Genomic DNA, 26,176 nt, shown 5'->3' with positions numbered 1-26,176 from the left:
ACGCAGATCCGCCATGCCCGTTATCAAAATACTTCCCCACGCCGAATACTGTCCTCAGGGTGCCGAAATCGAGGCGCCTGCCGGCACCTCCATCTGCGAGGCACTGCTGGACAACAACATCAAGATCGAGCACGCCTGCGACATGAGCTGTGCATGCACCACCTGCCACGTGGTGGTCAAGGCCGGCTACAACTCGTTGAACGAGGCCGAGGAAGAGGAAGAAGACCTGCTGGACCGCGCATGGGGCCTGCAGCCGCAGTCCCGCCTGTCCTGCCAGGCCATCCTGGCGCGCGAGGACGTGACCATCGAGATTCCCAAGTACTCGCTCAACCACGCCAAGGAAAACCACTGAGGACCCAGCACATGTCGCGTCAAATCATTCTCGACACGGAAACCACGGGCCTGTCCGCCGACAACGGCGACCGGCTCATCGAGCTGGGGTGCGTGGAGATGGTCAACCGCAAGCTGACCGGCAACAACCTGCATCTGTACTTCAATGCGGGGCGCGACAGCCATCCGGACGCGCTGCGCGTGCACGGCATCACCACCGAGTTCCTCAAGGACAAGCCTCGCTTCGAGCAAAAGGTCGATGAGATCTGGGAGTATCTGCAAGGCGCTGAACTCATCATTCACAACGCGCCTTTCGATCTGGGATTCCTGAACAAGGAGCTGGAGCTTGCCAACCGCCCGCCGATCAGGCAGTGCGTGAGCGGCGTCATCGACACCCTGGTCATGGCCAAGGAAATGTTCCCAGGCAAGCGCAACTCGCTGGACTCGCTGTGCGACCGTCTGGAAGTGGACAACTCCGGGCGCACGCTGCACGGCGCCTTGCTGGATGCGGAACTGCTGGCCGATGTCTACATCAACCTCACGCGAGGCCAGGAGGCCCTGCTGATGGTGGAGGAGCCGGCCCAGTCCGAGGGCGGCCTGGTGGTCGCGCAGGTCGATCTGCGCAGCTTCAGGCTGCGCGTGGTGAGCGCCAATGATCAGGAGCTGGCCGCGCACGAGGACGTGATGGTGCAAATGGATAAATCGAGCGGCGGCAAGACAATTTGGCGCAGCTTCGAAAATCAGTCCTAGAAGTTATGACATAATCTAAGTCTTGTCGCGGTAACGACATATGGGTGATTAGCTCAGCGGTAGAGCACTGCCTTCACACGGCAGGGGTCACATGTTCGATCCATGTATCACCCACCATTTTTTCCAGGGAAGCGGGCCTCACAGCCGGCTTCATGGGTGATTAGCTCAGCGGTAGAGCACTGCCTTCACACGGCAGGGGTCACATGTTCGATCCATGTATCACCCACCAGTTTTTTCCAAGGAAGCATGGCCTCGCAGCCATGCTTCACGGGTGATTAGCTCAGCGGTAGAGCACTGCCTTCACACGGCAGGGGTCACATGTTCGATCCATGTATCACCCACCAATTTTTTCCAAGGAAGCACGGCCTCGCAGCCGTGCTTCACGGGTGATTAGCTCAGCGGTAGAGCACTGCCTTCACACGGCAGGGGTCACATGTTCGATCCATGTATCACCCACCATTCAAGCCCTCCTGAAACTTGTTCAGGAGGGCTTTTCCGTTTTGGTTGCTCCCATTTGTTCCAGGTCCTGGATATTCCAGTGCAGCCCGGTGATCTGCGGCGTATTCGTATCTGGCGCGGTCTGATAATCAGTGGCTGAACGACGAAAGGGCAGGCAGGATGAGCGAGCAGGTCGATTGCGTGGTGGTGGGGGCGGGCGTCGTGGGGCTGGCCGTGGCCAGGGCCCTGGCGTTGCAGGGCAGGGAAGTCATGGTGCTGGAGGCAGCTGAAGCCATTGGTACGGGCACCAGTTCGCGCAACAGCGAGGTCATCCATGCCGGCATCTACTATCCCCAGGGTTCGCTGAAGGCCCGGTTTTGCGTCGAAGGCCGCCAGCGTCTCTATGCCTATTGCGAGGAACGCGGCGTTGCCCACCAGCGCTGCGGCAAGTTCATCGTGGCAACGGATGAGGCGCAGCGCGGCCAGCTCCAGGCCATTGCGCGCAAGGCCGAGGCCAATGGCGTCAATGACCTGCGCTGGCTGGATGGCCCCGAGGCACGGGCCTTGGAGCCTGCGCTGCAGTGTGTGGCGGCACTGCATTCGCCCAGCACCGGCATCATCGACAGCCACGGCCTGATGCTGGCTCTGCAGGGCGATCTCGAAAACGCAGGCGGCATGGTGGTCTGCCATGCCGAGGTGCAGGAGGCCGCTGCCACGTCTGGCGGCGTGTGGCTGCGCACCGCCGACGGCACGCAGCTGCAGGCGCGTAGCCTGGTCAATGCGGCAGGCCTGAATGCCCCGTTGCTGGCGGCGCGCCTGCAAGGCTTTCCGCAGCAGTTGGTTCCACGCGCCTTCTATGCCAAGGGCAACTATTTCACACTGTCCGGGCGCGCGCCGTTCTCGCGCCTCATCTATCCCGTGCCCGAGGCTGCAGGTCTGGGCGTTCATCTCACGCTGGACATGGGTGGACAGGCCAAGTTCGGCCCCGATGTGCAGTGGGTGGAAAGCGCAAGCGATCTGCAGGTCGATCCAGCGCGCGCCGACGCCTTCTATGCAGAGATCCGCCGGTACTGGCCGGCCCTGGCCGATGGCGCGCTGGTGCCCGGCTACGCTGGCATCCGTCCCAAGATCAGCGGTCCTGGCGAGGCGGCGGCAGACTTCACGATCCAGGGACCGCAGGTCCATGGCGTTGCGGGCGTGGTGCAGTTGCTGGGCATCGAATCGCCGGGTCTGACCAGCTGCCTGGCCATCGGCGCACATGTGGCGAAGCTGCTGGCCTGATGGTCTGCCGGTCCACGACACACGGCCGCGGCAGGCCTTGTCTGACAAGGCTCAGGCCCCCTCGCTTCCCGGAAGCCAGGGAACAATTGGATAAGATGCTTGCATGTAACAAGGGCCTGCCCATGTTGCGTGACAGGTATCGGGCGACATGATTGCCTGCTCCCCGCTGTATTTGTTTTCACCTCAATAGAAAGGCTCATCATGACGAAGTCGATCACTGAAACCGTCTCCACCGCGCAAGCCGATCTTGAAAAACTGGTCAGCGACCTGCGTGGCCTGCTGTCTGCCAAGGAGCTGGATGCCGTGCCGGAAATCCACATGCTGCGCCAGCGCATCGATGACGGCATGTCCAATGTGCGTGACTCGGCTGTGCGCGCCGCGCAGGAAGCGGCCCGCCAAGCTAAGGATGCCGCCTATGCGGCGGATCGCTATGCCCACGACGAGCCGTGGCGTGTGGCTGGCGCGGCCCTGGCTGTGGGCGCCTTGCTGGGCTTCATGCTGGGCCGTCGCTGATCAACGGCATGCCTGACCAGAAAAGGATGCCTGTGAACTGGATTTCCCTTCTGGGTTTGGATGCCTGGGTGGCGCGCTGGCGTGCTGCCGTGATCGAGCTGGCCATTGCCGCCGAGGACCGTACCGACCTGGCTCGGCTTGAATGGGTTCAGCACAAGCGCAGCATGCAGACCGTGGTCGTGCTGCTGATTGCGCTGGCCGGACTCAGCGTCGTGGTCATGCTCATGCTGTCCGTGGCGGTGCTGGTGCAGTTCTGGGACACCGAGCACCGCGTGATGGTGGCCTGGCTGCTGTTTGGCGGCTGGCTGGCTATCCTTGCAATTGCCTTGTGGCAGTTGCTTGCGGCCGTACGACGCCTGGCACGCCCTTTCATCCTCACCCGCAACGAGCTGAGCCAGGACTGGCAGGCGCTGAAGAAGAGGCTGTAACCATGGTCAATGCTTCCAATGCTTCCCAGTCCCGCGACGAGGTTGCGTCGCCCAGGCCCACGGGCCCCAATGCGGCGCTGTGGCCCACTTCCACCGTGGAGCAGCAGCAGGTGATGCAGCGCATTGCCCAGCAGCGCGAGCGCCTCAGGGCGCGCTCGGCGGCCGTGGCCCAGGCCCGGGCGCTGAGCCGTGCCGCCACACACGTGCGCCCGGATGCACCGCTGATCGAGCGCGTCGCAACGTTTGCGCGTCTGCACCCCGTGGCCGTGGGCGTGGCGGCTGCCGCTGCCTTGGTCATGGGGCCGCGCAAACTGATCCGCATCGGCACCACACTCATGCCTTTGCTGGCACGCCTTCAGCAGCGCAGGGGCTGAGATAAGGCCTTGCAAGGCTTCTTGCACAAAAAAACGCCCGGCATGCCGGGCGTTTTCTTTGGTCAGCACGCGGATAACGCGGCAGTCAACGCAGTTGCGCGATGGCCCGTGCGGCCTCTGGTACCAGGCAGGGGCCCCGATAGATCAGGCCGCTGTAGATCTGGACCACATCGGCGCCCGCCCGGATCTTGCTGACCGCATCTTCGCCGCTGAGAATGCCTCCCACGCCGATGATGGGGTAGCGGCTTCCCAGCGCAGAGCGCAGTTGGCGGATGACCTGGTTGCTGGCCTCCAGCACCGGCGCGCCGGAAAGGCCGCCCGTTTCTTCGGCGTGGAGCAGGCCCTTGACGGCATCCCGGCTGATCGTGGTGTTGGTGGCGATCACGCCGTCCATGCCGTGGCGCTGCAGCGTGGTGGCGATGACGCCGACCTGCTCCTCATCCAGGTCGGGTGCGATCTTCACGAACACCGGCGCCCGCTTGCCGTGCTGCGTGGCCAGTCGCTCGCGCCGCTCGGCAATCGCTCCCAGCAAGGCATCCAGCGCTTCGTCGCTTTGCAGGGCACGCAGATTCTTGGTGTTGGGCGAGCTGATGTTCACCGTCACGTAGTCGGCATGCGGGTAGACGCCATCGAGCGCCTTGAGGTAGTCGCTGGTGGCTTCTTCGATGGGCGTGCTGGCGTTCTTGCCGATGTTCAGCCCCAGCAGCATGGGCTTGCCCATGGCGCGGGCCTGTGAGCGCTTGACGTTGCTCAGGAAGGCATCGAGGCCTTCGTTGTTGAAGCCCAGTCGGTTGATCAGTGCATTGCGTTCGGGGATGCGGAACATGCGCGGCTTGGGGTTGCCGGGCTGCGCGCGCGGAGTCACGGTGCCTACCTCGACGAAGCCGAAGCCCATGGCGGCCAGCGCATCGATACAGCGTGCGTTCTTGTCCAGGCCTGCAGCCATGCCGACGCGATTGGGGAACCTGAGCCCGGCAAGCTCGACGGGATCACTCACCATGGGTTGGGCCCAGGCCTGCTGCAGGAGCGTGTTCTGCCCCTTTGCCATCAGGTTCATCGTGAGATCGTGGGCGGATTCGGGGTCCATGCCGAAGAGAAAGGGACGGGTCAGGGCGTAGGGGATCAAAGACATGGGGATAATCGAAGGATTACCTGGATTTTCCCTCATGACGACATCTGCTGCCTCTTTTTCCCAAGATGAACTCAAAGCCCTGGTCGGGCAAGCCGCTCTTGCCTACGTAGTGCCCGGCGAAATCGTCGGCGTCGGCACGGGCTCGACGGTCAACAAGTTCATCGATGCGCTGGCCACCATCAAGGACCAGATCCCTGGGGCCGTGTCCAGCTCCGTGGCCAGCACCGAGCGCCTGAAGGCGCTGGGCATCAAGGTGCTGGATGCCAACGAGGTGGACCGCCTGTCGGTATACATCGATGGCGCCGACGAGATCGACGGCCGGGGCTACATGGTCAAGGGCGGGGGCGCGGCACTGACGCGCGAGAAAATCGTTGCGGCGCTGGCCGAGCGCTTTGTCTGCATCGCCGATGCCTCCAAGCGCGTCGAGGTGCTGGGAGACTTTCCGCTGCCGGTGGAGGTGATTCCCATGGCTGCTGCCCAGATTGCCCGGCGTTTCGAGGCCAGGGGTGGCCGGGCCGAGATCCGCATGAAGGACGGCGCTCCTTTGGTGACGGACAACGGCCAGCACATTCTTGATGTGCGCGGCCTGAAGATTGCTGAGCCGCTGGCCTTTGAGTCCGAGGTCAACCAGTGGCCCGGCGTGGTCACCGTGGGCGTTTTTGCGCACCAGAAGGCATCGGTCTGCCTGCTGGGCACGCCTGAAGGCGTGCAGACGCTCGACTATTGAGGCAGGAACCCGGTCCTGGCCTCTCGGCTGCTAGCCGATGCTCTCGAACACCGCAGCGCCTGCGGTCCAGACGAGCAGGGCCATGCCACCGAGACACAGCGCGCGCAATGAAGCTTGCGTGCGCTGTTTTTTGATGCGCTGAATGAGCCAGGTGACGGCCGCCAGCCCGGCGTAGATGGCAAAGAAGCCAGCCGTCGTCATGTAGTAGGCCAGGCGGTTGAGACCGTTGCCCAGGCCTCCGTCATGCATGAACCACAGCGTGATCAGGCAGGGCACCAGCACCAGGCAGGTTAGCCGCAACGGCTCTCGCCACGAAGGCCTTGCCACCAGTACCCACCCGATGAGCGCAGGCAGGCCCACAAGAATGCCCAGCCTGGCCAAGGTCCAGGCCACGTCGGACAGCATGGAATCCACGGCCGGGCTCCTGACGGCGGCAGTGTCTGCCTAGAAGCTCAGGCCTGCGGGGTTGTCGCTGGTGCGTGCACCTGGCGCGGGGGCGGGTATGGGGGCGCGCCTGTTTGCCTGCTCCTCGGCGGTGGGTGCTGCGGCGGGCGCTGATGCGGCCGGTGCGGCAGGCTTGGGTGTGGTCAGGGGCTGCGCGGGTGGCCGCTTGTACTGGGCTGGCAGCTGGGAGCTTGCGGGGTAGCCTGCGGCATCCAGGTACTGCGTCCATTCGCTGGAGGAGAAGCCGGTCAGAAACTGCTTGCCGATGGTGGCAAACGGCAGTCCGGTCTGCCCGCTGAGCTTGTTCAGGGCTGCCGCGTCCGCCTCGGTCTGCACCAGGCGCTCGGCATAGGGGATGCCCCGGGACTGCAGCAACTGACGAGCGCTATCGCAGGGCGTGCAATCGGACGAGGAGTACAGCGTCACTGGAAAGCGGCTCGCAATCTGGCGCAGCGCATAGGGCAGGCCTGCGTTGCTGTCCGGGGCGCCCGCCACTGCCTGGGCGGCGGGCGCTGCCTGCTGCTGTGCGCTTGGGGCGGGGCGGTCCGAGAAGGTGACTTTTCCATCCGGCCCGACGATACGGTAGACCTGCTGTGCGGCGGCTGGCAGCGCGGCGGCAAGGCAGGCGAGGGCGAGGCATGGCATCAGGTGGCGCAGGGCGCCGTGGCCAAGGCTGGGAGAAGACTGCATGGACGATCTCGGTTTCGGAAGAAGGGTTTCGTGCCGGGGCGGCGACCACTCGCCGGATGGATGCCCGCACAGGAGTGCCTGCAAGCATAGCGTGCCATTCATCCTGGGCCATCTTCTGGAGTCGCAGGATGTGGCTGCGCGTCCGGTGGAGTTGCCGGGCCAGGAAAAAGCGCCCCATCGGGGCGCTGCAGACTTGGTTGCCAGGCTCAGGCCTCGGCCATGCCCTGGTGGCGCAATAGCGCGTCCAGCTGGGGTTCGCGGCCACGGAAGGCCTTGAACGACTCCATCGCCGGGCGGGATCCGCCGGCTTCAAGAATGGCCTCGCGGTAGCGGCGGCCTGTCTCGGGGTTGGGGGTTCCATCGGCCAGCATGGTTTCCTCGAAGGCCGCATAGGCATCCGCCGAGAGGACTTCGGCCCACTTGTAGCTGTAGTAGCCCGCTGCGTAGCCGCCTGCAAAGATGTGGCTGAAGGTATGGGCCGAGCGGCTGTAGGCGGGCGAGGGCAGCACGGCCACTTCGGCGCGAACCTGGGCCAGCAGCGGCATGATGTCGGCCTTCGGATCGTGCTCGGTGTGCAGCAGCATGTCGAACAGCGAGAACTCGATCTGGCGCAGCGTCTGCATGCCAGACTGGAAGTTCTTGGCCGCGATCATCTTGTCGTACAGTGCGCGCGGCAGTGGCTCGCCCGTGTCCACGTAGGCGGTCATGTGCTTGAGCACTTCCCACTCCCAGCAGAAGTTTTCCATGAACTGGCTCGGCAGTTCCACCGCGTCCCATTCCACGCCCGCGATGCCCGAGACATCGCGCTCGTTGACCTGGGTCAGCATGTGGTGCAGGCCATGGCCTGTCTCATGGAACAGCGTGATCACGTCATCGTGCGTGAGCAGGGCCGGCTTGCCGTCAACGCCGGTGGCAAAGTTGCAGACCAGGTGCGCGACCGGCGTCTGCAGCTTGTGGCTGTCGGGGCGCAGCCAGCGGGTGCGTACATCGTCCATCCAGGCGCCGCCGCGCTTGCCCGAACGTGCGGGCTGGTCCAGGTAGAACTGGCCGACCAGTTGGGGGCCTTGCGGCGTGCTGCGCTCGATGCGATAGAACTCGACAGCGGGGTGCCACACCGGCGCCACGTCGCGGCGGATGGCCACGTCGAACAGCGTCTCCACGATCTTGAACAGGCCGGCCAGCACCTTGGGGGCGGGGAAATATTGCTTGACCTCTTGCTCGCTGAAGGCATAGCGCGCTTCCTTGAGCTTTTCCGAGATATAGGCCCAGTCCCAGGGCTGGGGATCGGCCAGGCCAAGTTCCTTGCGTGCAAAGCTGCGCAGGTCGGCGACATCCTTTTGGGCATAGGGGCGGGCGCGGTGCGCGAGGTCACGCAGGAAGTCGATCACCTGCTGCGGCGAATGCGCCATCTTGGGAACCAGCGAGATCTCGCCGAAGTTGCGGTAGCCCAGCAGCTGCGCCTCTTCCTTGCGCAGGGCAAGTATTTCGGAAATGTTGGCCGTGTTGTCGAAGCGGCGGGCATCGCCCTCTGCCTGGTCGGAGGCGCGTGTCACATAGGCGCGGTAGAGCTTCTCGCGCAGCGCGCTGCTGGTGGCGAACTGCATCACGGGCAGGTAGCAGGGCATCTTCAGCGTGAGCTTGAAGCCTTGCTTGCCTTCGGCTTCGGCGGCGGCACGGGCGGCCTGGCACACGTCCTGGGGCACACCGTCCAACTCATCGGCCGTGGCGTGGTAGGCAAAGGCATCGGTGGCATCCAGCGCGTTCTCGCTGAACTTCTGCGTGAGTTCGGCCGAGCGTTCCTGAATCTTGGCAAAGCGCAGCTTGGCTTCACCCTGCAGCTCCGCGCCAGACAGCACGAAATTGCGCATGGCATGGTCCCATGCGGCGCGCTGCTCCACGTTGAGCGTGGCAGGGTCGATGGCCTTGTACTTGGCGTACAGCCGCTCGTCGGCGCCCAGGCGCGTCCAGAACTCGGTGACCTTGGGCAGGGATTCGTTGTAGGCAGCGCGCAGCTCGGGTGTGTCGGCCACGCTGTTGAGGTGGCTGACGGCGCCCCAGGCGGTTCCCAGCTTCTCGGTGGCGACATCGAGCACGGCGGAGATCGAATCCCAGCGCGCGGGGAAGTCAGGTGCCGTGACGGTCTCCAGGGCCTCGCAGGCCCCGGTCAGAAGATGGTCGATGGCCGGGCCGACGTCGGCGGGGCGGATGCGATCGAACAGGGGCAGGTCGGAGGATTCGAGGAGGGGATTGCTCATGCGTGTCAGATGCCGTCGGGTGCATTGAAATCAAGCGGCTCCCCGGGGAGCCGCCCGATGCTTGTCAGCTCCTGGTCAGCCGGCGGCGCGCTCGGCCGCCTCCATGGTGTTGACCAGCAGCATGGTAATCGTCATGGGGCCGACGCCGCCCGGCACGGGGGTGATGAAGCCGGCCACTTCCTTGACGCCGTCAAAGTCCACGTCGCCGCAGAGCTTGCCTTCGTCGTTGCGGTTCATGCCCACGTCGATGACCACGGCGCCAGGCTTGCACATGTCTGCGGTCAGCACATTGCGCTTGCCCACGGCGGCGACCACGATGTCGGCCTGGCGCGTCATGGCGGCCAGGTCCGCCGTGCCGCTGTGGCAGATGGTGACGGTGGCATTGGCGGCCAGCAGCATCATGGCCATGGGCTTGCCGACGATGTTGGAGCGGCCGATGACCACGGCGTGCTTGCCGCGCAGGTCCTTCATGCCGATGGATTCGAGCATCTTCATGCAGCCATAGGGCGTGCAGGCCTTGAAGCCGACTTCGCCCACCATCAGCGCGCCGGCGCTGGCCACGTGAAAGCCATCCACATCCTTGAGCGGCGAGATGGTCTCGATGACCTTGTGGTCGTCGATGTGTGCGGGCAGCGGCAGCTGGACCAGGATGCCGTGGATGCTGGGGTCGTTGTTCAGCGCCTCGACGCGGGCCAGCAGTTCGGCCTCGGTCATCGAGGCATCGTACTTCTCCAGCACCGAATGAAAGCCCGCGTCCTCGCAGGCCTTGACCTTGTTGCGCACATAGACCTGGGAGGCAGGGTTGTCGCCGACCAGGACCACGGCCAGGCCGGGCGTGGTCCCTCGGGCCTTCAGGGCAGTGGCGCGCTGTGCGACTTCGGCACGCAGTTGGCGGGAGAGGGCGTTGCCGTCGATGAGTTGGGCTGTCATTGCAGTGGATACCAAAATAAAAATGCTGCTAGGGCTTGTTGGTCAAGCGCTAGCAGCCCTTTGAAAAAAGCAGGGGATGGCGTCGGTGCTTATCCTGCGACGGCCGCCTTGGCCGCCGCAGCGGTCTGGCCCTGGCCCAGGGCGATCTTGAGCAGGTCGGCCACGGTGTTGGCGTTGAGCTTTTCCATGATGTTGGCGCGGTGCGCCTCCACGGTCTTGATGCTGATGCCCAGGTCGTCGGCGATCTGCTTGTTCAGGCGGCCGGCGACGATGCGCTCGAGCACCTGGGCTTCGCGGCTGGTCAGCTTGGCCAGCAGGGCGTCGCGGCTGGCGGCCTGCTGGTGGCCGGCAAAGGCTTCGCGGGCATGGTCCAGCATGCGCTCGACCAGGTTCAGCAGTTCTTCCTCGTTGAACGGCTTCTGGATGAAGTCCAGTGCGCCCTTCTTCATGGTGTTCACCGCCATGGGCACGTCGCCGTGGCCGGTGATGAAGACGATGGGCAGGGGAGACTTGCGTTCGATCAGTCGGTCCTGCAGTTCCAGGCCGGTCATGCCGCCCATGCGGATGTCGACGATGAGGCAGGCGATTTCGCGTGGGTCGTAGCGCGAGAGGAAGGTCTCGGCCGAGTCGAAGCAGCGCACACGATAGTCCTTGCCCTCCAACAACCATTGCAGCGAATCACGAACCGCTTCGTCGTCATCAACTACGTACACAGTGCCTTTTTTGGGGATCAAGCTCATGCAATCGTCCTTGTTGTGGGTTCAATGGTCGCTGCCGGCGTTGTCGCGTCGCCCGGCGGGGCCAGCGGCAGCCAGAATGAAAATCGGCAGCCGACAACCTCGGAACCATTGTAGAGGTTCTCGGCACGCATACGGCCCTGGTGGGACTCGACAATGCTGCGGCACAGATTCAGGCCCATGCCCATGCCTTCGCTCTTGGTGGTGAAGAAGGCCTCGAAGAGGCGCTCCAGCACCTCGGGCGGCAAGCCCTTGCCGGTGTCCTGCACGTTGAATTCGATGACGCGCTGGTCCTCGATGGTGCGCGGCACCACGCGCAGTTCCACGTTGCGCTGGTGGCTGGGTCGGCCCGATTGCTCGATGGATTCGGCGCCATTCTTCATGAGGTTGACCAGCACCTGCTCGATGAGGATGGTGTCGGCCATGATGGCCGGCATGCGCTCGGCCACGTGGTAGGTCAGCTGTACATTGCGGCGGCGCAGCTCGATGCCGGCCAGCTCCACTGCCTCGCTGACCATGTCGGTGACCTGGGCCAGGGTGCGGTTGGGTTCGCTGCGCTTGACGAAGGAGCGTATGCGCAAAATGATCTGGCCCGCGCGCTGCGCCTGGTGGGCGGTCTTCTCCAGCGCGAACTTCATCTGCTCCTCGGTCAGCGTGCCTTTTTCGAGGCGCGTGAGCATGCCGCTGCAGTAGTTGCTGATGGCGGTCAGCGGCTGGTTGAGTTCGTGGGCCACGCTGGAGGCCATCTCGCCCATGGTGATCAGGCGGCTGACGGACTGGGCGTGCTCGGCCTGGCGATCGGCCTGCTCCTCGGCCAGGCGGCGCGGCGTGATGTCGGTGGCGATCACCATTTGCGCCAGGCGTCCGTCCACCCAGCTCAGGTAGCGCGAGCGCACTTCCAGCCACTTGCCCAGTTCGGGCAGATAGATCTCGGCGTTCTCGCTGCGTGCGCTGGTCAGCGAGTCGGTGGGCAGGCCCATCAGGCCATCCTCATCGTCCATGCCCTGCGGCTGAGAGCGCACGGGCAGCACGCCGGCCTGGGCGACGAGCTGCAGATGGCCATCGGTCTGCGAGCCGAACCATTGCCGGTACAGCTTGTTGGCGAACAGCAGCTCGGCGCTGCCAAGCGGGGCGACGGACACCGAGGCGTCCAGCGCCTCCAGCACGATGGTGAAGCGCTCGTAGGAGGCCGACAACTGCTCGCGGATGCGGTTGGGCTCGGTGATGTCGGTCATGGACGACATCCAGCCCGTGTGCTGGCCGTGGGCGTCGATCAGCGGCGAGACATACAGGCGCGCGTCGAACTGCGTGCCGTTCTTGCGCTGCACGCGCACCTGAAAGCCCCCGACGATGGTCTTGCCCGACAGCTCCTCGCGCAGCTTGGAGTGCAGGTTGTCATAGTCGTTGTCGGGCCAGTAGGAATAGGGCGGCATCTGGCCGACGAGTTCGGATTCGCTCCATCCCGTCATCTGGCAGAAGGCGGCGTTCACGTAGGTGATGCGGCCTTGCAGGTCCAGCGCGCGCATGCCGGTGAGCACCGAGTTCTCCATGGCGCGGCGGAAATTGGTTTCGGCAACCAGGGCTTCCTGCGCGCGCTGGCGGCGTCGCGTGTGGCGCCAGGTGGCCAGCAGCAGCCATGCCGTCATCGCGCTGAGCGTGCCCACCAGCCAGAACAGGCCGCTGCCCACCACGCCCAGCGAGGTGCGGTAGGCCTGTGCGCGCAGCACCAGACTGTTGCCCACGGGGGCGACCGGAGCCTCGTCCTCATTGGCCACCGTGCGCCAGCGCAGCAGGTCTGTGGCATTTTGCTTGCGCGGCGTCAGCGGTGTGCCGGCCAGAACCTGGCCCCGGCTGTCGAGCATGGTCATGGCATAGCGGGCCATGATTTCGGTGGGCGTGCCGTAGCGCAGCAGGCTGTCCACGGAATACTCGCCCAGCAGCTCGCCGATGTAGCGGCCGTCCTGCGCCAGCGGCACATGCAGCTGCAGCAGCGGCGCGGCCTCGCCCTTGTGGGCCAGGCCTTGCACATAGATGGGCTGCTGCATCTCGCGCGCGAGCTGGTAGGCCTCCAGGGCGTCACCGGCGCGCAGTACCTCGCGGGGGATGCGCAACTGGTCGCTGCTCACGGTGGGGGCGGACTGGCTGGCCAGAATGCGGCGTTGGGAGTCGATCCAGGTGATGGACTGCAGTTCGGGATACTGGCTGATGAGCGCTTCGGCGCGGCTGGCGAAATCGGACTCGGCCAGATCGTGGTTGCTGATGTCGCGCGCCATGCGCATCAGTTGCTCCTGGCGCTCCAGCAGGCGCAGGCGCACGCGCTGCTGGGCATATTCCACGTCGCGGTGCAACGCTTCCTTCTCGCGGTCGATCTCCTCCATGCGCAGATACCAGAACGACGCGACGATGGCGGCCATGAACATCAGTACGGCGGCCAGCGGGGCGAGTGCCGCAAAGCGGTCCTGGCGCGTGGGGGAAAGACTGCGCCACCAGCTGCGCCACCAGCGCACTGGCGCGGCCACGCCCGCCATGGGGGCAGGGCTGTGCGTGCCGTGCTCGGAAGGGGAGGATTGCATGCGCCCAGTGTAGGGGAGAGTCTGACTGTTTTTAAGGAGTATTGGAGTCGCCACGCAGGCGCTTCGGCGACGTTCTTTGGGGTCTTCACTGTATGTGCGTTTGCAGCAAAATTTCAAATTATGAAATCAAAAAGCACCATTTGAAATTCGAAAAAAGTATGCGACACTCGCCGAGCATTGAGGCAGTGAATCGGTATCTTCAAGTTCGCCAGACAGGGTCTGTGCCGCGCAAGGCGTGGTGAACTACCCGCCTGCGATGGCGCGCTGCGCCGCTCACTGGTTCGACCCCAAGACGCTACCTTCTGCAAGGAGACATTCCCATGACAGCTCAGACTGACCCGCAAGGCAATGCAGGCGTTCCCGCCGGCCTGGACCAACAAGAATCGCGCGAATGGATGGACGCACTGTCGGCCGTCATCGACCGTGAAGGCGCCGAATATGCGCACAAGCTGATCGAGGACCTGCTCGAACATGCACGCCAGAACAGCGTGGACATGCCCTTCTCGGCCAACACCGGCTACGTGAACACCATCGAGGCCTCGCAGGAAGCGCGCTGTCCCGGCAACCTGGAAATCGAAGGCCGCCTGCGCGCCTACATGCGCTGGAACGCCATGGCCATGGTGGTCAAGGCCAACCGCCTGCACCCACCCGAAGGCGGTGACCTGGGTGGCCACATCGGCTCCTTCGCTTCGCTGGCCAACATGTTTGCGGCCGGCTTCAACCACTTCTGGCACGCCGAAAACGAAAACCACGGTGGCGACTGCCTGTACATCCAGGGCCACGTCTCGCCCGGCATCTATGCCCGCGCCTATCTGGAAGGCCGCATCTCCGAAGAGCAGCTGCTGAACTTCCGCCAGGAAGTGGACGGCAAGGGCCTGTCCAGCTACCCGCACCCCAAGCTGATGCCCGAGTTCTGGCAGTTCCCCACGGTGTCCATGGGCCTGGGCCCGCTGATGGCCATCTACCAGGCGCGCTTCCTCAAGTACCTGCACGCCCGCGGCATTGCCGACACCGAAAACCGCAAGGTCTGGGTCTTCTGCGGCGACGGGGAAATGGACGAGGTCGAGTCGCTGGGCGCGATCTCCCTGGCCGCCCGCGAAAAGCTGGACAACCTGATCTTCGTGATCAACTGCAACCTGCAGCGCCTGGACGGTCCGGTGCGCGGCAACGGCAAGATCATCCAGGAACTCGAGGGCGAGTTCCGCGGCTCCGGCTGGAACGTCATCAAGCTGCTGTGGGGCAAGGGCTGGGACGAGCTGCTGGCCAAGGACAAGGACGGCGTGCTCAAGAAGATCATGGCCGAGTGCAACGACGGTGACTACCAGTCGTTCAAGGCCAATGACGGCGCCTACGTGCGCAAGAACTTCTTCGGCCGCGATCCGCGCGCGCTGAAGATGGTCGAGCACATGAGCGACGACGAGATCTGGAACCTGCGCCGCGGCGGCCACGATTCGCAGAAGGTCTATGCGGCCTTCCATGCGGCCAACTCGCACAAGGGCCAGCCCACCGTGCTGCTGGTCAAGACCGTCAAGGGCTTCGGCATGGGCAAGATCGGTGAAGGCAAGAACACCGTTCACCAGACCAAGAAGCTGGGCGACGAGGACATCAAGGCCTTCCGCGACCGCTTCAACATCCCGATTCCCGACAGCCAGATCGCCGACCTGCCTTTCTACAAGCCGGCTGACGACACGCCGGAAATGCGCTACCTGCACGAGCGCCGCAAGGCCCTGGGCGGCTACCTGCCGCACCGCCGCGTCAAGGCCAGCGAGCAGTTCACGGCGCCTGCGCTGGACACCTTCAAGGCCATCCTCGAAGCCACGCCCGAAGGCCGTGAGATCTCGACCACGCAGGCCTATGTGCGATTCCTGACGCAGCTGCTGCGCGACAAGGAAATCGGCCCGCGCGTCGTGCCCATCCTGGTGGACGAGGCACGTACCTTCGGCATGGAAGGCCTGTTCCGCCAGATCGGCATCTACAACCCCGCTGGACAGCAGTACACCCCGGTCGACAAGGACCAGGTGATGTACTACCGCGAGGACAAGGCCGGCCAGATCCTGCAGGAAGGCATCAACGAAGCCGGCGGCATGAGCAGCTGGATCGCGGCAGCCACGAGCTACAGCACGAGCAACCGGATCATGATCCCGTTCTACGTGTACTACTCGATGTTCGGCTTCCAGCGCATCGGTGACCTGGCCTGGGCGGCCGGCGACATGCAGGCGCGCGGCTTCCTGCTGGGCGGCACCTCGGGCCGCACCACGCTGAACGGCGAAGGCCTGCAGCACGAAGACGGCCACAGCCACATCCTGGCCAACACCATTCCCAACTGCGTGAGCTACGACCCGACCTTCGCCCACGAAGTCGCCGTGATCATGCAGGACGGCCTGCGCCGCATGGTGCAGGAGCAGGAAAACGTCTTCTACTACATCACGCTGCTCAACGAGAACTACGCCATGCCCGGCCTCACGCCCGGCACTGAGCAGCAGATCATCAAGGGCATGTACCTGTGCAAGCCCGGCCAGAAGGTGCCGGAAAGCGGCCTGCGCGTGCAGCTGCTGGGATCGGGCACCATCCTGCGCGAATCCTTCTTCGCCCAGGAACTGCTGCTGGCCGACTGGGGTATTGCCGCCGACGTGTGGAGCTGCCCCAGCTTCAACGAACTCACCCGCGACGGCCAGGAAGCCGACCGCTGGAACCTGCTGCATCCGCTGGAAACGCAGAAGGTGCCCTTCGTCACGCAGCAGCTGCAGTCGCACAATGGTCCGGTGATCGCATCCACCGACTACATGAAGGCCTACGCCGAGCAGATCCGTCCCTACATGCCCAAGGGCCGCACCTACAAGGTGCTGGGCACCGACGGCTTCGGCCGTTCGGACTTCCGCCGCAAGTTGCGCGAGCACTTCGAGGTGGACCGCCACTACATCGTGGTCGCCGCACTGCGCGCGCTGGCCGAAGAAGGCAAGATCAACGCCACCACCGTGGCCGAGGCGATCGCCAAATACGGCATCAAGGCCGACAAGATCAACCCGCTGCACGCCTGAGTAAGAACGGGAGACACCTATGGCATTGGTAGACATTCAAGTTCCGGACATCGGCGATTTCGATGAAGTCGGTGTGATCGAAGTGCTGGTCAAGGCCGGCGACCAGATCAAGGCCGAGCAATCGCTGATCACCGTCGAGTCCGACAAGGCATCGATGGAGATTCCGTCCAGCCACGCCGGCGTGCTCAAGGAGCTGCGCGTGAACCTGGGCGACAAGGTCAAGCAAGGCAGCATCATTGCCGTGATCGAGACCGCAGACGCTGCGGCACCGGCACCGGCAGCTGCTGCCCCGGCTCCCGTGGCAGCGCCTGCATCTGCTGCGCCTGCATCTGCGCCTGCGCCGGCCGCTGCTCCCGCTGCCGCGCCTGCGGCCTCGGGCGCCGCCACGCAGATCGATATCAAGATTCCCGACATCGGCGACTTCAAGGACGTGGCCGTGATCGAGATGCTGGTCAAGGTCGGCGACACCGTGACGGCAGAGCAATCGCTGTTCACTGTCGAATCCGACAAGGCCTCGATGGAGATCCCCTCGCCCGCAGCGGGCACCATCACGGCGCTGACGCTCAAGATCGGCGACACGGTCAATGTGGGCGACGTGGTCGGCCAGATGAGCGTGCAGGGCGCTGCCGCGCCTGCAGCCCAGGCTGCGGCCCCGGCACCTGCTGCTGCAGCCCCTGCACCGGCAACTGCTGCCCCGGCCGCTGCAGCTCCGGTGGCTGCCGCTGCAGCATCGGCTCGTGCCGCTGTACCTGCACACAACCCCACCGTGGCGCCCACGGGCAAGCTGCCCCATGCGTCGCCCTCGGTACGCAAGTTCGCCCGCGAACTGGGTGTGCCGCTGGACGAGGTCAAGGGCTCGGGCAACAAGGGCCGCATCACGGCCGACGACATCCAGGCTTTCACCAAGTCCGTCATGGCCGGTGCCGTGCAGACCAAGGCCCAGGCTGCGGCGGCTCCCAAGGGCGGCTCCGGCGGCGGCGCAGGTCTGGACCTGCTGCCCTGGCCCAAGGTGGACTTCGCCAAGTTCGGCCCGGTCGAGCGCAAGGACCTGTCGCGCATCAAGAAGATCAGCGGCGCCAACCTGTCGCGCAACTGGGTCATGATCCCGCACGTCACCAACAATGACGAGGCCGACATCACCGACCTGGAAGCCTTCCGTGTCTCCACCAACAAGGAGAACGAGAAGAGCGGCGTCAAGGTGACCATGCTGGCCTTCGTGATCAAGGCGGTGGTCGCGGCCCTCAAGAAGTTCCCCGAGTTCAATGCCTCGCTGGACGGCGACACCCTGGTCTACAAGCAGTACTTCCACATCGGTTTCGCGGCAGACACGCCCAATGGCCTGGTGGTGCCCGTGCTGCGCGATGCCGACAAGAAGGGCATCCTGCAGATCAGCCAGGAAATGGGCGAGCTGGCCAAGAAGGCCCGCGACGGCAAGCTTGGCGCTGCCGACATGCAGGGCGGCTGCTTCTCGATCTCGTCGCTGGGCGGCATCGGCGGCACGAACTTCACCCCCATCATCAACGCCCCGGAAGTGGCCATCCTCGGCCTGTCCAAGGGCCAGATGAAGCCCGTGTGGGACGGCAAGCAGTTCGTGCCGCGCCTGACGCTGCCGCTGTCGCTGTCCTATGACCACCGCGTCATCGATGGTGCCTCGGCCGCGCGCTTCAATGCCTTCCTGGGCCAAGTGCTGGCGGACTACCGCCGCATCCTGCTGTAAACGGAGGCCCGACACATGGCAATCATCGACATCAAGGTGCCCGATATCGGCGACTTCGCCGAAGTGGGCGTGATCGAACTGCTGGTCCAGCCCGGCGATACCGTGGCGAAGGACCAGTCCCTGATCACCGTGGAGTCCGACAAGGCTTCCATGGAGATTCCTTCCAGCCACGCCGGCGTGGTCAAGGAACTCAAGGTGCAGCTCGGCGACAAGGTCGCCGAGGGCTCCGTGGTCCTGACGCTGGAGGCTGCCGGCGAGGCGGCCGCTGCGCCCCAGGCTGCCGCTGCGGCTCCTGCAGCCGCCAGCGCCGCGGCACCTGCCGTGCCGGCTCCAGCGGCCCCGGCCCCTGCTCCTGCGGCAGCCAGCTACGCTGGTGGCGTGGCCGACTATGACTGCGACGTGGTCGTGCTCGGCGGTGGCCCCGGCGGCTACTCTGCCGCCTTCCGCGCAGCCGACCTGGGCCTGAACGTGGTCATCGTCGAGCGCTACAAGACCCTCGGCGGCGTCTGCCTGAACGTGGGCTGCATTCCCTCGAAGGCGCTGCTGCACGTGGCGGCCGTCGTGGACGAGGTCAAGCACCTGGAAGTGGCAGGCGTCAAGTTCGGCGCGCCCGAGGTCAACATCGACCAGCTGCGCGGACACAAGGACAAGGTCATCGGCAAGCTGACCGGCGGCCTGGGCCAGATGGCCAAGATGCGCAAGGTCACCGTGGTGCGCGGCTACGGCAACTTCGTCGGTGCCAATCACCTTGAGGTGGAAGAGACCACGGGCGACGGCCAGGAAAAGACCGGCAGCAAGAAGATCGTGCAGTTCAAGCGCGCCATCATTGCCGCCGGCAGCCAGGCCGTGCACCTGCCCTTCATGCCCAAGGACCCGCGCGTGGTGGACTCCACCGGCGCGCTGGACCTGGCCAGCGTGCCCAAACGCATGCTGATCCTGGGTGGCGGCATCATCGGCCTGGAAATGGGCACCGTCTACTCCACGCTGGGCGCACGCCTGGACGTGGTGGAGATGATGGACGGCCTCATGCAGGGCGCCGACCGCGACCTGGTCAAGGTCTGGCAGAAGATGAACGCGCCGCGCTTCGACAACATCATGGTCAACACCAAGACCGTGGGTGCCGAAGCCACGCCCGAAGGCATCAAGGTCAGCTTCGCGCCCGCCAAGGACGGCATCACCGTGCCCGAGCCCCAGGTCTACGACCTGGTGCTGCAGGCCGTGGGCCGCACGCCCAACGGCAAGAAGATCGCCGCCGAGAAGGCCGGCGTGGCCGTCACGGACCGCGGTTTCATCGAAGTCGACATCCAGATGCGCACCAACGTGCCCCACATCTTCGCCATCGGCGACGTGGTGGGCCAGCCCATGCTGGCGCACAAGGCCGTGCACGAGGCCCATGTGGCCGCCGAAGTCATCGCCGGTGAACTGCAGGGCAACAAGGAGCTGGCCGCCAGCGCCTTCAATGCCCGTGTGATCCCCAGCGTGGCCTACACCGACCCGGAAGTGGCGTGGGTGGGCCTGACCGAGGACCAGGCCAAGGCCCAGGGCATCAAGGTCAAGAAGGGGGTCTTCCCCTGGACGGCATCGGGCCGCGCCATTGCCAATGGCCGCGACGAAGGCGTCACCAAGCTGCTGTTCGACGACAGCCCCGAGGCGCATGGCCATGGCCGCATCCTGGGCGGCGGCATCGTCGGCACGCATGCGGGCGACATGATCGGCGAGATCGCGCTGGCCATTGAAATGGGTGCCGACGCCGTGGACATCGGCAAGACCATCCATCCTCACCCCACGCTGGGCGAGAGCCTGGGCATGGCGGCCGAGGTGGCGCACGGCTCCTGCACGGACCTGCCGCCGCAGCGCAAGTAAGCGCAACGCCCGGCCTTCGGAACGGGCAAGGACACAAAGGCAGCTTCGGCTGCCTTTGTGCTTTGGGGGGTAGTACGGGTCGCAGGCCGGCTCAGGCCTGGGAGCGCAGCCACTGCAGTAACTGCGCGTGCACGCCATTCGGTGCAGGCGGGGCAGGGGACAGCAGGCAATAGCGCGATCCATCCTCCACAAAGCCCATGGGCGCCGCCAGCACGCCGCTGGCAATGTCGTCGCGCACCAGTTGCCAGGGGCCTATGGCCACGCCCATTCCGGCCACGGCAGCCTGGAGCGTGAAATAGAAATGTTCGAACTGCAGCTGCGGTCCCGAGGGCTGGGGCTGGCCGCTGTACTCGGCCCAGGTGGCCCAGGCGCCGGGGCGCGTGCGGCTTTGCAGCAAGGGCGCATCGGCGCGCAGCCTGGGCGTGTGCTCTTGCGCGGGGCGGTCGCACCATTGCGCCAGGCGATCGGGCCGGCAGACCGGGCCTATGCGCTCTGCGAACAGCGTTTCGGCATGGCAGCCTGCGGGAAGGGCGAAATCGTCGCGCCGTATGGCCAGGTCGATCCCGTCCGCAAACGAGAACGGGCCGCCGCCGGCCACCAGGTGCAGTTGCAGCTCGGGATGCATTTGCTGGAACTGTGGCCAGCGTGGAATCAGCCAGCGCATCAGCAAGGTGGGTTCGCAGGACAGCACCCAGCGGCGCGCATGCCGCGCGCGTGCGCGCAACTCCTGCGTCGCCTGGCGCATGCGCTCCAGGCCTTCATGCACGGCCTGTGCGAGATGGCGCCCAGCGTCGGTCAGGAAGACGCGGCGGCTGCGGCGGTCAAACAGGGTCACGCCCAGATCGTCTTCCAGCAGGCGCACGGCCCGGCTGATGGCGCCGTGGGTCAGATGCAACTCTTCAGCCGCCTTGCTGAAGTTCTCCCGTCGGGCGGCTGCTTCGAAGCAGCGCAGGGCCTGCAACGACGGCAGCCGCTTGCTGGGAGTCTGTGAATTGAGTTCACTAACTGTGTCAGAAAACATCGTTATGTATTTTCATGGAAGGCCAATACTATCCCGCGTTGCACTGAGTCGAACGGAGAATGCATGACCGAATGGATAGCTGTAGTCACCATTACCTTGCTGGCCGTGATCAGCCCCGGGGCGGATTTCGCCATGGTCACGCGCAACAGCCTGCTGCGCTCGCGCCGCGCGGGCATGCTCACGGCGCTGGGCATAGGTCTGGGCGTGCTGGTCCATGTCAGCTATACCTTGCTTGGGGTGGGGTTGCTGATGCAGCAGGCCACCTGGCTGTTCGATGTGGTCAAGCTGCTGGGTGCAGCCTATCTGATCTATCTGGGCGTGACCATGCTGCGCAGCCGGCCGGACGGAGAAATGGCCAGCCAGCCGGCTGCCGTACTGTCCGACATGGCGGCGCTGCGCACGGGCTTTCTGACGAATGCGCTCAATCCCAAGACCACGGTGTTTGTGGTGAGCCTGTTCCTGCAGATCGTGGGGCAGGACACATCGCTGGCCACGCAACTGGCGTACGGCGGGTTCATCTCGCTGGCCCATGTGGGTTGGTTTTGCATCGTGGCGCTGTGCTTTTCCGCGCAGCGGGTTCGTGCCCGGCTGCTGGCCGTACGGCACTGGATAGACCGGGCCTTTGGCGGCATGTTGGTGGGCTTCGGTGTGTTGCTGGCCAGTGCCAAGCTGAGGCTGTGATGCCATGAAGGCCTGACAGGAATCGGTGGGGGAGGACGGGCAAAAGGCCGCAGCGCATGCGGCCTCTGCCCGGCATGCAAGGCCTGCGAGGTGCCATGGGGTGCCTCGCAGGCCAAGCTGTTTCTGGGGCAGCGGAAATGCCTGGCCGCGCAGCTGGAGCGCCTCACCTGGGCGTTCCAGTGCCACGGGCTATGTCGAATGCGCTGCCGATGCCCGCTGCCGCAAGCCGGTTGGTGGGCAGATGCCAGGAGCGCTGCTTGCGGGCGCCGCTTGGCCTATGCTTTCGATACTTCACACATCACCCACAGGGCGCACGGCATGTGCCCCCAGGAAACCGCATCCAATGGAAACAACAAGGCAGGGGGTGCATCCCTCATGGATCGTCGTGATGGCCGGCGTCAGCGCGGCCCTGCATGTAGGCAAGCTGCCGCCGGCCGTGCCGGTGCTGCAGCAGCAGCTGGGCGTGTCCCTGCTGCAGGCCGGCTTTCTGCTTTCCACCGTGCAGGTGGCCGGCATGCTGCTGGGCCTGGTGGTGGGCCTGGGGGCTGACCGCTGGGGACTGCGGCGCAGCATGCTGGCGGGCCTGCTGTTGATGGCGGGTGCCAGCGCACTGGGCGCCATCGCCACGGGTTTTGCACCGTTGCTGGCCCTGCGCGCCGTGGAAGGACTGGGCTTTCTGCTGGTCGCCATGCCGGGGCCAGGCCTGATTCGCCGCTGCGTGGCGCCGCACGATCTGAGCGCGCGCATGGGCTGGTGGGGCACCTACATGCCGCTGGGCAGTGCCATCGGCTTGCTGCTGGGTCCCTGGGTGATGGCCTGGGCTTCCTGGCCGCTGTGGTGGCTGCTTCTGGGGCTGGTCTCTGCCCTGGCTTGCGCCGCCGTGTGGTACGGCGTGCCGGCAGACGGCCCGAAGGCACCCGTTGGCACGTCGGCGGCTGGCGGGGGGTGGCGTCCGCGCCTGGCGCTGACTTTGCGCAGCCCTGGCCCCTGGTGCGTGGCGCTGGGCTTTGCCGTGTATTCGGGACAGTGGATGGCCGTCATCGGCTTTCTTCCCACGGTCTATGCCGAGGCGGGCCTGGGAGCGGCGTTGTCGGGCACGCTGACGGCCGTGGTGGCGCTGGCCAACATGGTGGGCAATGTGGCATCGGGCCGTCTGCTGCAAGGCGGCTGGAGCGCATCGCGGGCGCTGCGCCTGGGCTTCGGCTGCATGGCGTTGTGCGCGCTGCTGGCCTATGTGCAATGGCAAGGCCAGCCGTTGGCACCTTTGTGGCTGCGCTTTGCTGCGGTAGTTATGTTCTCGGCAGCGGGGGGACTGATTCCGGGCACGCTGTTTTCCATGGCCGTGCGGCTTGCCCCCGATGAGTCCACTGTTTCGACCACGGTGGGCTTCATGCAGCAATGGTCCAGCGTGGGCCAGTTTGCAGGGCCGCCTCTGGTGGCGGCCGTGGCAGTGCAGGCGGGCGGATGGCAGTGGACCTGGGTGGTGACGGCGGCCATGTGCGCCATCGGCTGGTGGCTGGCCGGCGCCATTGCCCGCATCAGCGCGGCGCCTGCAAGGCAGCGCGAACGCGCTGCCGCCTGATCACGCGTCGCGCGAACCTGTGAGCGCCTTCAGGGCCTCTTCCATCTGTCGTGCGTGGTCCAGCGCGGGCAGCCAGGCCTCAGGCAGCGGCTGGGTGGGCGCCTGGGGGGCCGAGGCGGCCAACCTGGCCAGGGCGTCGTCGGGCTGCAGGGCCACCACGTTGCCATTGGCGGCCAGTTGCCGGCAGGCTTCGATCAGCCATTCACAGTGCAGGACGATGGCGCGCGGCATGAGGCCGCTGTCATGCGACATTCCGCGCACCAGGCTTTCGCCCAGCAGCAGCGCGCTGGCGTACAGGCGCACGGCATGGCGGTCGTAGCGCGCCGTGACGGTCTGCAGTGCCGCGCCACCCAGGCGTCCGCGCACGGACCAGCGGCTGGCGCTTTGCGCCTCCGCCATGGCGGTGCGCAGCGCGCTCAGCGCATCGCTGCTGCGCGTGAGCTGGCCCAGTGCCACGGTGGCGTCGGGTGTGTCGTGGGTGGCGGTGGCGCGCAGCGTGGCGTCCAGCCCGTCGGCCAGCTGACCCAGCAACGCGCTTGCCGAACGTGATACGGCACGCAGCGGATTGGCCGTGAAGATGACCTGGCTGAACATCAGGCCCACGCCTGCGCCGACCAGCACGTCGACCAGCCGGGTCTCGCCCGCCGCGCTGGGCCCCATGCTGAGGACCAGCACCACGGAAACGCCGGCCTGTATCGGAACCACAGGCGGCTGCCCCAGCATGGCGGCCAGCGACAGCGCGACCAGCGAGGCCAGGCTCAGTCGCAGCAGGGGAATGGTGTCGGGCAGCAGCCAGGCCAGTTCGCCGACGATGATGCCGATGGCGCAGCCCAGCACCAGGCCCCAGGTTTGCTTGAGATGGCTGGGCAGGCCGGGCGCCAGGCAGACCAGGGCGGTGACGGCGGCAAAGACGGGTCTGGGGTGGCCCAGCAGGTAGTGGGACAGTTCCCAGGCCAGCATGGCGCCCAGCGAGGCGGCGATGGCATCGCGCAGCGCCAGCCGCAGGCGGCCTGGCGCCGCGGCCATGCCGCTCTTGAGTGGTCCAGTGGTTGTTTTTGCTTTTGATTTTCGCCAGCGCACGAAGATGGTCCCTCCAGCTTGCGAAATCCAGGTTCGCAAATGCCCAAAAGCATAGCGGCCGATGCAGGGCAGGAGTGCAGGAAAGAGGCTTCTTGCTTGTAAGAAAGCAGCCCGTGCGAGGCGTGTTCAGCCGTGCCTGAGCAGGCCTTCGATGAAGCTCCATTCCTCGGGCGTGACCGGCGTGATCGACAACCGATTGCCCTTTTGCAGCACACGCATCTGCGCCAGTTCAGGATGCGCGCGCAGCTCGGCAATCTGCAGCGTGCGTGTCTTGCGCAGCGCCTGCACGTCCAGCGTGAGCCAGCGCGGCTTGTCGGGAGAAGACTTGGGGTCGTGGTAAGGGCTGGCCGGGTCGAACTGCGAGGCGTCGGTGCGCAGATTGCCGGCAATGCGGGCGATGCCGTAGATACCGGGCTCAGCACAGCTGGAATGCCAGTACAGCACCCCGTCGCCGACCTGCATGGCATCACGCATGAAGTTGCGCGCCTGGTAGTTGCGCACCCCGTCCCAGGCAATGGTGGCCTGCGGCGCGGCCAGCGCATGGTCTATGGAGTATTCGTCGGGCTCGTTCTTCATGAGCCAGAACTGGCGGGCGGAGGGTGTGGGGGCTGCAGTCATGCAACGATTGTGGCAAATCCCCGGACGCCGTGGCGGCGTTCTGCGCGCGGCGGCAGGAGTGTGTCAGGGGCTGGACAATGGCCTTCAGCCGGGCGCCTTTCCCATGCCCGCGAACCACAGGAATCCTGCATGTCCGACCGCTCCACCTATGTCCCGCCCGCCGTATGGCAGCCTGCGCCCTCGGGCGGCACCTTCGCCAACATCAACCGCCCGGTCGCCGGGCCGACCCACGACAAGACACTGCCGGTGGGGCAGCAGCCTCTGCAGCTGTATTCGCTGGCCACGCCCAACGGCGTGAAGGTCACCATCATGCTGGAGGAGCTGCTGGCGCTGGGCCATGGCGGCGCCGAGTACGACGCCTGGCTGATCCGCATCAGCGATGGCGACCAGTTCTCCAGCGGCTTTGTCGAGGTCAACCCCAATTCCAAGATTCCCGCGCTGGTGGACCGCAGCGTGGAGCCGCCGGTGCGCGTGTTCGAGTCGGGCTCCATCCTGCTGTACCTGGCCGAGAAGTTTGGCGCGCTGCTGCCTGCCGAGCCCGCTGCACGCACCGAGACGCTGAACTGGCTGTTCTGGCAGATGGGATCGGCGCCTTACCTGGGCGGCGGCTTCGGTCATTTCTATGCCTATGCTCCCGAAAAATTCGAGTACCCGATCAACCGGTTCACCATGGAAACCAAGCGCCAGCTGGACGTGCTCAATCGCCAGCTGGCCGAGCACGCCTTCATTGCGGGAGAGCACTACAGCATTGCCGACATCGCCATCTGGCCCTGGTATGGCGCACTGGTGCTCAACGAGGTGTACGGCGCGGCCGAGTTCCTGGCAGCCCATGAGTACACGCATGTGATGCGCTGGGCCCGCGAGATTGCCCAACGGCCGGCGGTGGTGCGCGGCCGCCGCGTCAATCGCACCTGGGGAGACGAGGCCACCCAGGTGCCGGAGCGCCACCGCGCCTCGGACCTGGGCTGATCGCC

Annotated in this window: 23 protein-coding genes and 4 tRNA genes; 17 read left to right on the top strand and 10 right to left on the bottom strand. The window is 65.4% G+C overall.

Annotated elements, in window-relative coordinates; genetic code table 11:
- Positions 1-13 precede the first annotated feature (13 nt).
- From fdx to ACF8NF_RS10255, 10 genes are all read left to right on the top strand, one after another.
- The gene (gene fdx, locus ACF8NF_RS10300; protein ID WP_013802212.1) at positions 14-352 is read left to right on the top strand and encodes an ISC system 2Fe-2S type ferredoxin; all 339 of its coding nucleotides are present in this window, start codon (positions 14-16) and stop codon (positions 350-352) included.
- Between the two features lie 11 nt (positions 353-363).
- Positions 364-1,080 (top strand): DNA polymerase III subunit epsilon, encoded by a 717-nt coding sequence (dnaQ, locus tag ACF8NF_RS10295; RefSeq protein ID WP_016447119.1) that lies wholly within the window; start codon positions 364-366, stop codon positions 1,078-1,080.
- Positions 1,081-1,122: 42 nt separating this feature from the next.
- Positions 1,123-1,197, top strand: a tRNA-Val gene (locus ACF8NF_RS10290).
- Positions 1,198-1,234: 37 nt separating this feature from the next.
- Positions 1,235-1,309 (top strand) — tRNA-Val (locus tag ACF8NF_RS10285).
- A 40-nt stretch (positions 1,310-1,349) separates the two neighbouring features.
- Positions 1,350-1,424 (top strand) — tRNA-Val (locus tag ACF8NF_RS10280).
- Between the two features lie 40 nt (positions 1,425-1,464).
- A tRNA-Val gene (locus ACF8NF_RS10275) sits at positions 1,465-1,539 on the top strand.
- A 159-nt stretch (positions 1,540-1,698) separates the two neighbouring features.
- Complete coding sequence (locus ACF8NF_RS10270) at positions 1,699-2,799, top strand: NAD(P)/FAD-dependent oxidoreductase (RefSeq protein WP_154834211.1); 1,101 nt, start codon at positions 1,699-1,701, stop codon at positions 2,797-2,799.
- A gap of 201 nt (positions 2,800-3,000) precedes the next feature.
- The gene (locus ACF8NF_RS10265; RefSeq protein WP_016447117.1) at positions 3,001-3,312 is read left to right on the top strand and encodes a DUF883 domain-containing protein; all 312 of its coding nucleotides are present in this window, start codon (positions 3,001-3,003) and stop codon (positions 3,310-3,312) included.
- Between the two features lie 8 nt (positions 3,313-3,320).
- The gene (locus ACF8NF_RS10260; RefSeq protein WP_016447116.1) at positions 3,321-3,740 is read left to right on the top strand and encodes a phage holin family protein; all 420 of its coding nucleotides are present in this window, start codon (positions 3,321-3,323) and stop codon (positions 3,738-3,740) included.
- A gap of 2 nt (positions 3,741-3,742) precedes the next feature.
- Complete coding sequence (locus tag ACF8NF_RS10255; protein WP_017405841.1) at positions 3,743-4,114, top strand: hypothetical protein; 372 nt, start codon at positions 3,743-3,745, stop codon at positions 4,112-4,114.
- Between the two features lie 85 nt (positions 4,115-4,199).
- Here the strand turns inward: ACF8NF_RS10255 and ACF8NF_RS10250 are convergent, their stop codons facing one another.
- Positions 4,200-5,246, bottom strand: coding sequence for a quinone-dependent dihydroorotate dehydrogenase (locus tag ACF8NF_RS10250; protein WP_026062502.1), 1,047 nt, complete (start codon positions 5,244-5,246; stop codon positions 4,200-4,202).
- 34 nt (positions 5,247-5,280) lie between these two features.
- Between ACF8NF_RS10250 and rpiA the strand changes: the two genes are divergently transcribed.
- Positions 5,281-5,973 carry a ribose-5-phosphate isomerase RpiA gene (gene rpiA / locus ACF8NF_RS10245; protein ID WP_026062503.1) on the top strand — a complete coding sequence of 231 codons (693 nt, stop codon included), beginning with the start codon at positions 5,281-5,283 and terminating at the stop codon, positions 5,971-5,973.
- A 30-nt stretch (positions 5,974-6,003) separates the two neighbouring features.
- Here the strand turns inward: rpiA and ACF8NF_RS10240 are convergent, their stop codons facing one another.
- The 6 genes from ACF8NF_RS10240 to ACF8NF_RS10215 form a co-directional block, all read right to left on the bottom strand.
- The gene (locus ACF8NF_RS10240; protein WP_223275203.1) at positions 6,004-6,378 is read right to left on the bottom strand and encodes a hypothetical protein; all 375 of its coding nucleotides are present in this window, start codon (positions 6,376-6,378) and stop codon (positions 6,004-6,006) included.
- Between the two features lie 39 nt (positions 6,379-6,417).
- Positions 6,418-7,107 (bottom strand): glutaredoxin family protein, encoded by a 690-nt coding sequence (locus ACF8NF_RS10235; protein ID WP_017405845.1) that lies wholly within the window; start codon positions 7,105-7,107, stop codon positions 6,418-6,420.
- Positions 7,108-7,313: 206 nt separating this feature from the next.
- Entirely contained in the window at positions 7,314-9,362 is a 2,049-nt protein-coding gene (locus ACF8NF_RS10230) for a M3 family metallopeptidase (RefSeq protein ID WP_392450546.1), read from the bottom strand.
- Between the two features lie 75 nt (positions 9,363-9,437).
- On the bottom strand, positions 9,438-10,292 hold the full coding sequence (gene folD / locus ACF8NF_RS10225; protein ID WP_012205808.1) for a bifunctional methylenetetrahydrofolate dehydrogenase/methenyltetrahydrofolate cyclohydrolase FolD: 855 nt from the start codon (positions 10,290-10,292) through the stop codon (positions 9,438-9,440).
- A gap of 89 nt (positions 10,293-10,381) precedes the next feature.
- On the bottom strand, positions 10,382-11,032 hold the full coding sequence (locus ACF8NF_RS10220; RefSeq protein ID WP_012205807.1) for a response regulator transcription factor: 651 nt from the start codon (positions 11,030-11,032) through the stop codon (positions 10,382-10,384).
- On the bottom strand, positions 11,029-13,602 hold the full coding sequence (locus ACF8NF_RS10215; protein ID WP_016447108.1) for a PAS domain-containing sensor histidine kinase: 2,574 nt from the start codon (positions 13,600-13,602) through the stop codon (positions 11,029-11,031). Before ACF8NF_RS10215 ends, ACF8NF_RS10220 begins: the two co-directional genes overlap by 4 nt.
- A gap of 320 nt (positions 13,603-13,922) precedes the next feature.
- Here ACF8NF_RS10215 and aceE point away from each other — a divergent pair, with 320 nt between their 5' ends.
- The 3 genes from aceE to lpdA are packed head-to-tail and all read left to right on the top strand — an operon-like array spanning position 13,923 to position 20,220.
- Positions 13,923-16,640, top strand: a complete 2,718-nt coding sequence (aceE, locus tag ACF8NF_RS10210; protein ID WP_016447107.1) for a pyruvate dehydrogenase (acetyl-transferring), homodimeric type — start codon at positions 13,923-13,925, stop codon at positions 16,638-16,640.
- 19 nt (positions 16,641-16,659) lie between these two features.
- The gene (gene aceF / locus ACF8NF_RS10205) at positions 16,660-18,357 is read left to right on the top strand and encodes a dihydrolipoyllysine-residue acetyltransferase (RefSeq protein WP_392450545.1); all 1,698 of its coding nucleotides are present in this window, start codon (positions 16,660-16,662) and stop codon (positions 18,355-18,357) included.
- A 15-nt stretch (positions 18,358-18,372) separates the two neighbouring features.
- The gene (gene lpdA, locus ACF8NF_RS10200; RefSeq protein WP_034365904.1) at positions 18,373-20,220 is read left to right on the top strand and encodes a dihydrolipoyl dehydrogenase; all 1,848 of its coding nucleotides are present in this window, start codon (positions 18,373-18,375) and stop codon (positions 20,218-20,220) included.
- A gap of 91 nt (positions 20,221-20,311) precedes the next feature.
- On the opposite strand, the gene ACF8NF_RS10195 is transcribed toward lpdA, so the two are convergent.
- Positions 20,312-21,241 (bottom strand): LysR family transcriptional regulator, encoded by a 930-nt coding sequence (locus ACF8NF_RS10195; RefSeq protein ID WP_016451704.1) that lies wholly within the window; start codon positions 21,239-21,241, stop codon positions 20,312-20,314.
- Between the two features lie 63 nt (positions 21,242-21,304).
- Here ACF8NF_RS10195 and ACF8NF_RS10190 point away from each other — a divergent pair, with 63 nt between their 5' ends.
- Positions 21,305-21,922: a LysE family translocator gene (locus tag ACF8NF_RS10190; protein WP_016451705.1), complete on the top strand. Its 618-nt coding sequence runs from the start codon at positions 21,305-21,307 to the stop codon at positions 21,920-21,922.
- Between the two features lie 343 nt (positions 21,923-22,265).
- Positions 22,266-23,504: a CynX/NimT family MFS transporter gene (locus ACF8NF_RS10185; RefSeq protein ID WP_392450544.1), complete on the top strand. Its 1,239-nt coding sequence runs from the start codon at positions 22,266-22,268 to the stop codon at positions 23,502-23,504.
- Here the strand turns inward: ACF8NF_RS10185 and ACF8NF_RS10180 are convergent, their stop codons facing one another.
- Together ACF8NF_RS10180 and ACF8NF_RS10175 are read right to left on the bottom strand one after the other, a co-directional pair.
- On the bottom strand, positions 23,505-24,530 hold the full coding sequence (locus tag ACF8NF_RS10180) for an aromatic acid exporter family protein (RefSeq protein ID WP_016447101.1): 1,026 nt from the start codon (positions 24,528-24,530) through the stop codon (positions 23,505-23,507).
- Positions 24,531-24,710: 180 nt separating this feature from the next.
- Positions 24,711-25,202 (bottom strand): EVE domain-containing protein, encoded by a 492-nt coding sequence (locus ACF8NF_RS10175; protein WP_392450543.1) that lies wholly within the window; start codon positions 25,200-25,202, stop codon positions 24,711-24,713.
- A gap of 129 nt (positions 25,203-25,331) precedes the next feature.
- Between ACF8NF_RS10175 and yghU the strand changes: the two genes are divergently transcribed.
- Positions 25,332-26,171 (top strand): glutathione-dependent disulfide-bond oxidoreductase, encoded by an 840-nt coding sequence (gene yghU / locus ACF8NF_RS10170; protein ID WP_016447099.1) that lies wholly within the window; start codon positions 25,332-25,334, stop codon positions 26,169-26,171.
- The last annotated feature ends 5 nt before the right edge of the window (positions 26,172-26,176 follow it).

The sequence above is a fragment of the Delftia sp. WSY_22 genome, assembly GCF_043104185.1.
Lineage (GTDB): Bacteria > Pseudomonadota > Gammaproteobacteria > Burkholderiales > Burkholderiaceae_C > Comamonas > Comamonas tsuruhatensis.
Note: the sequence above shows the minus strand (reverse complement) of the source record. Positions and strands in the feature narration are given on the sequence as shown.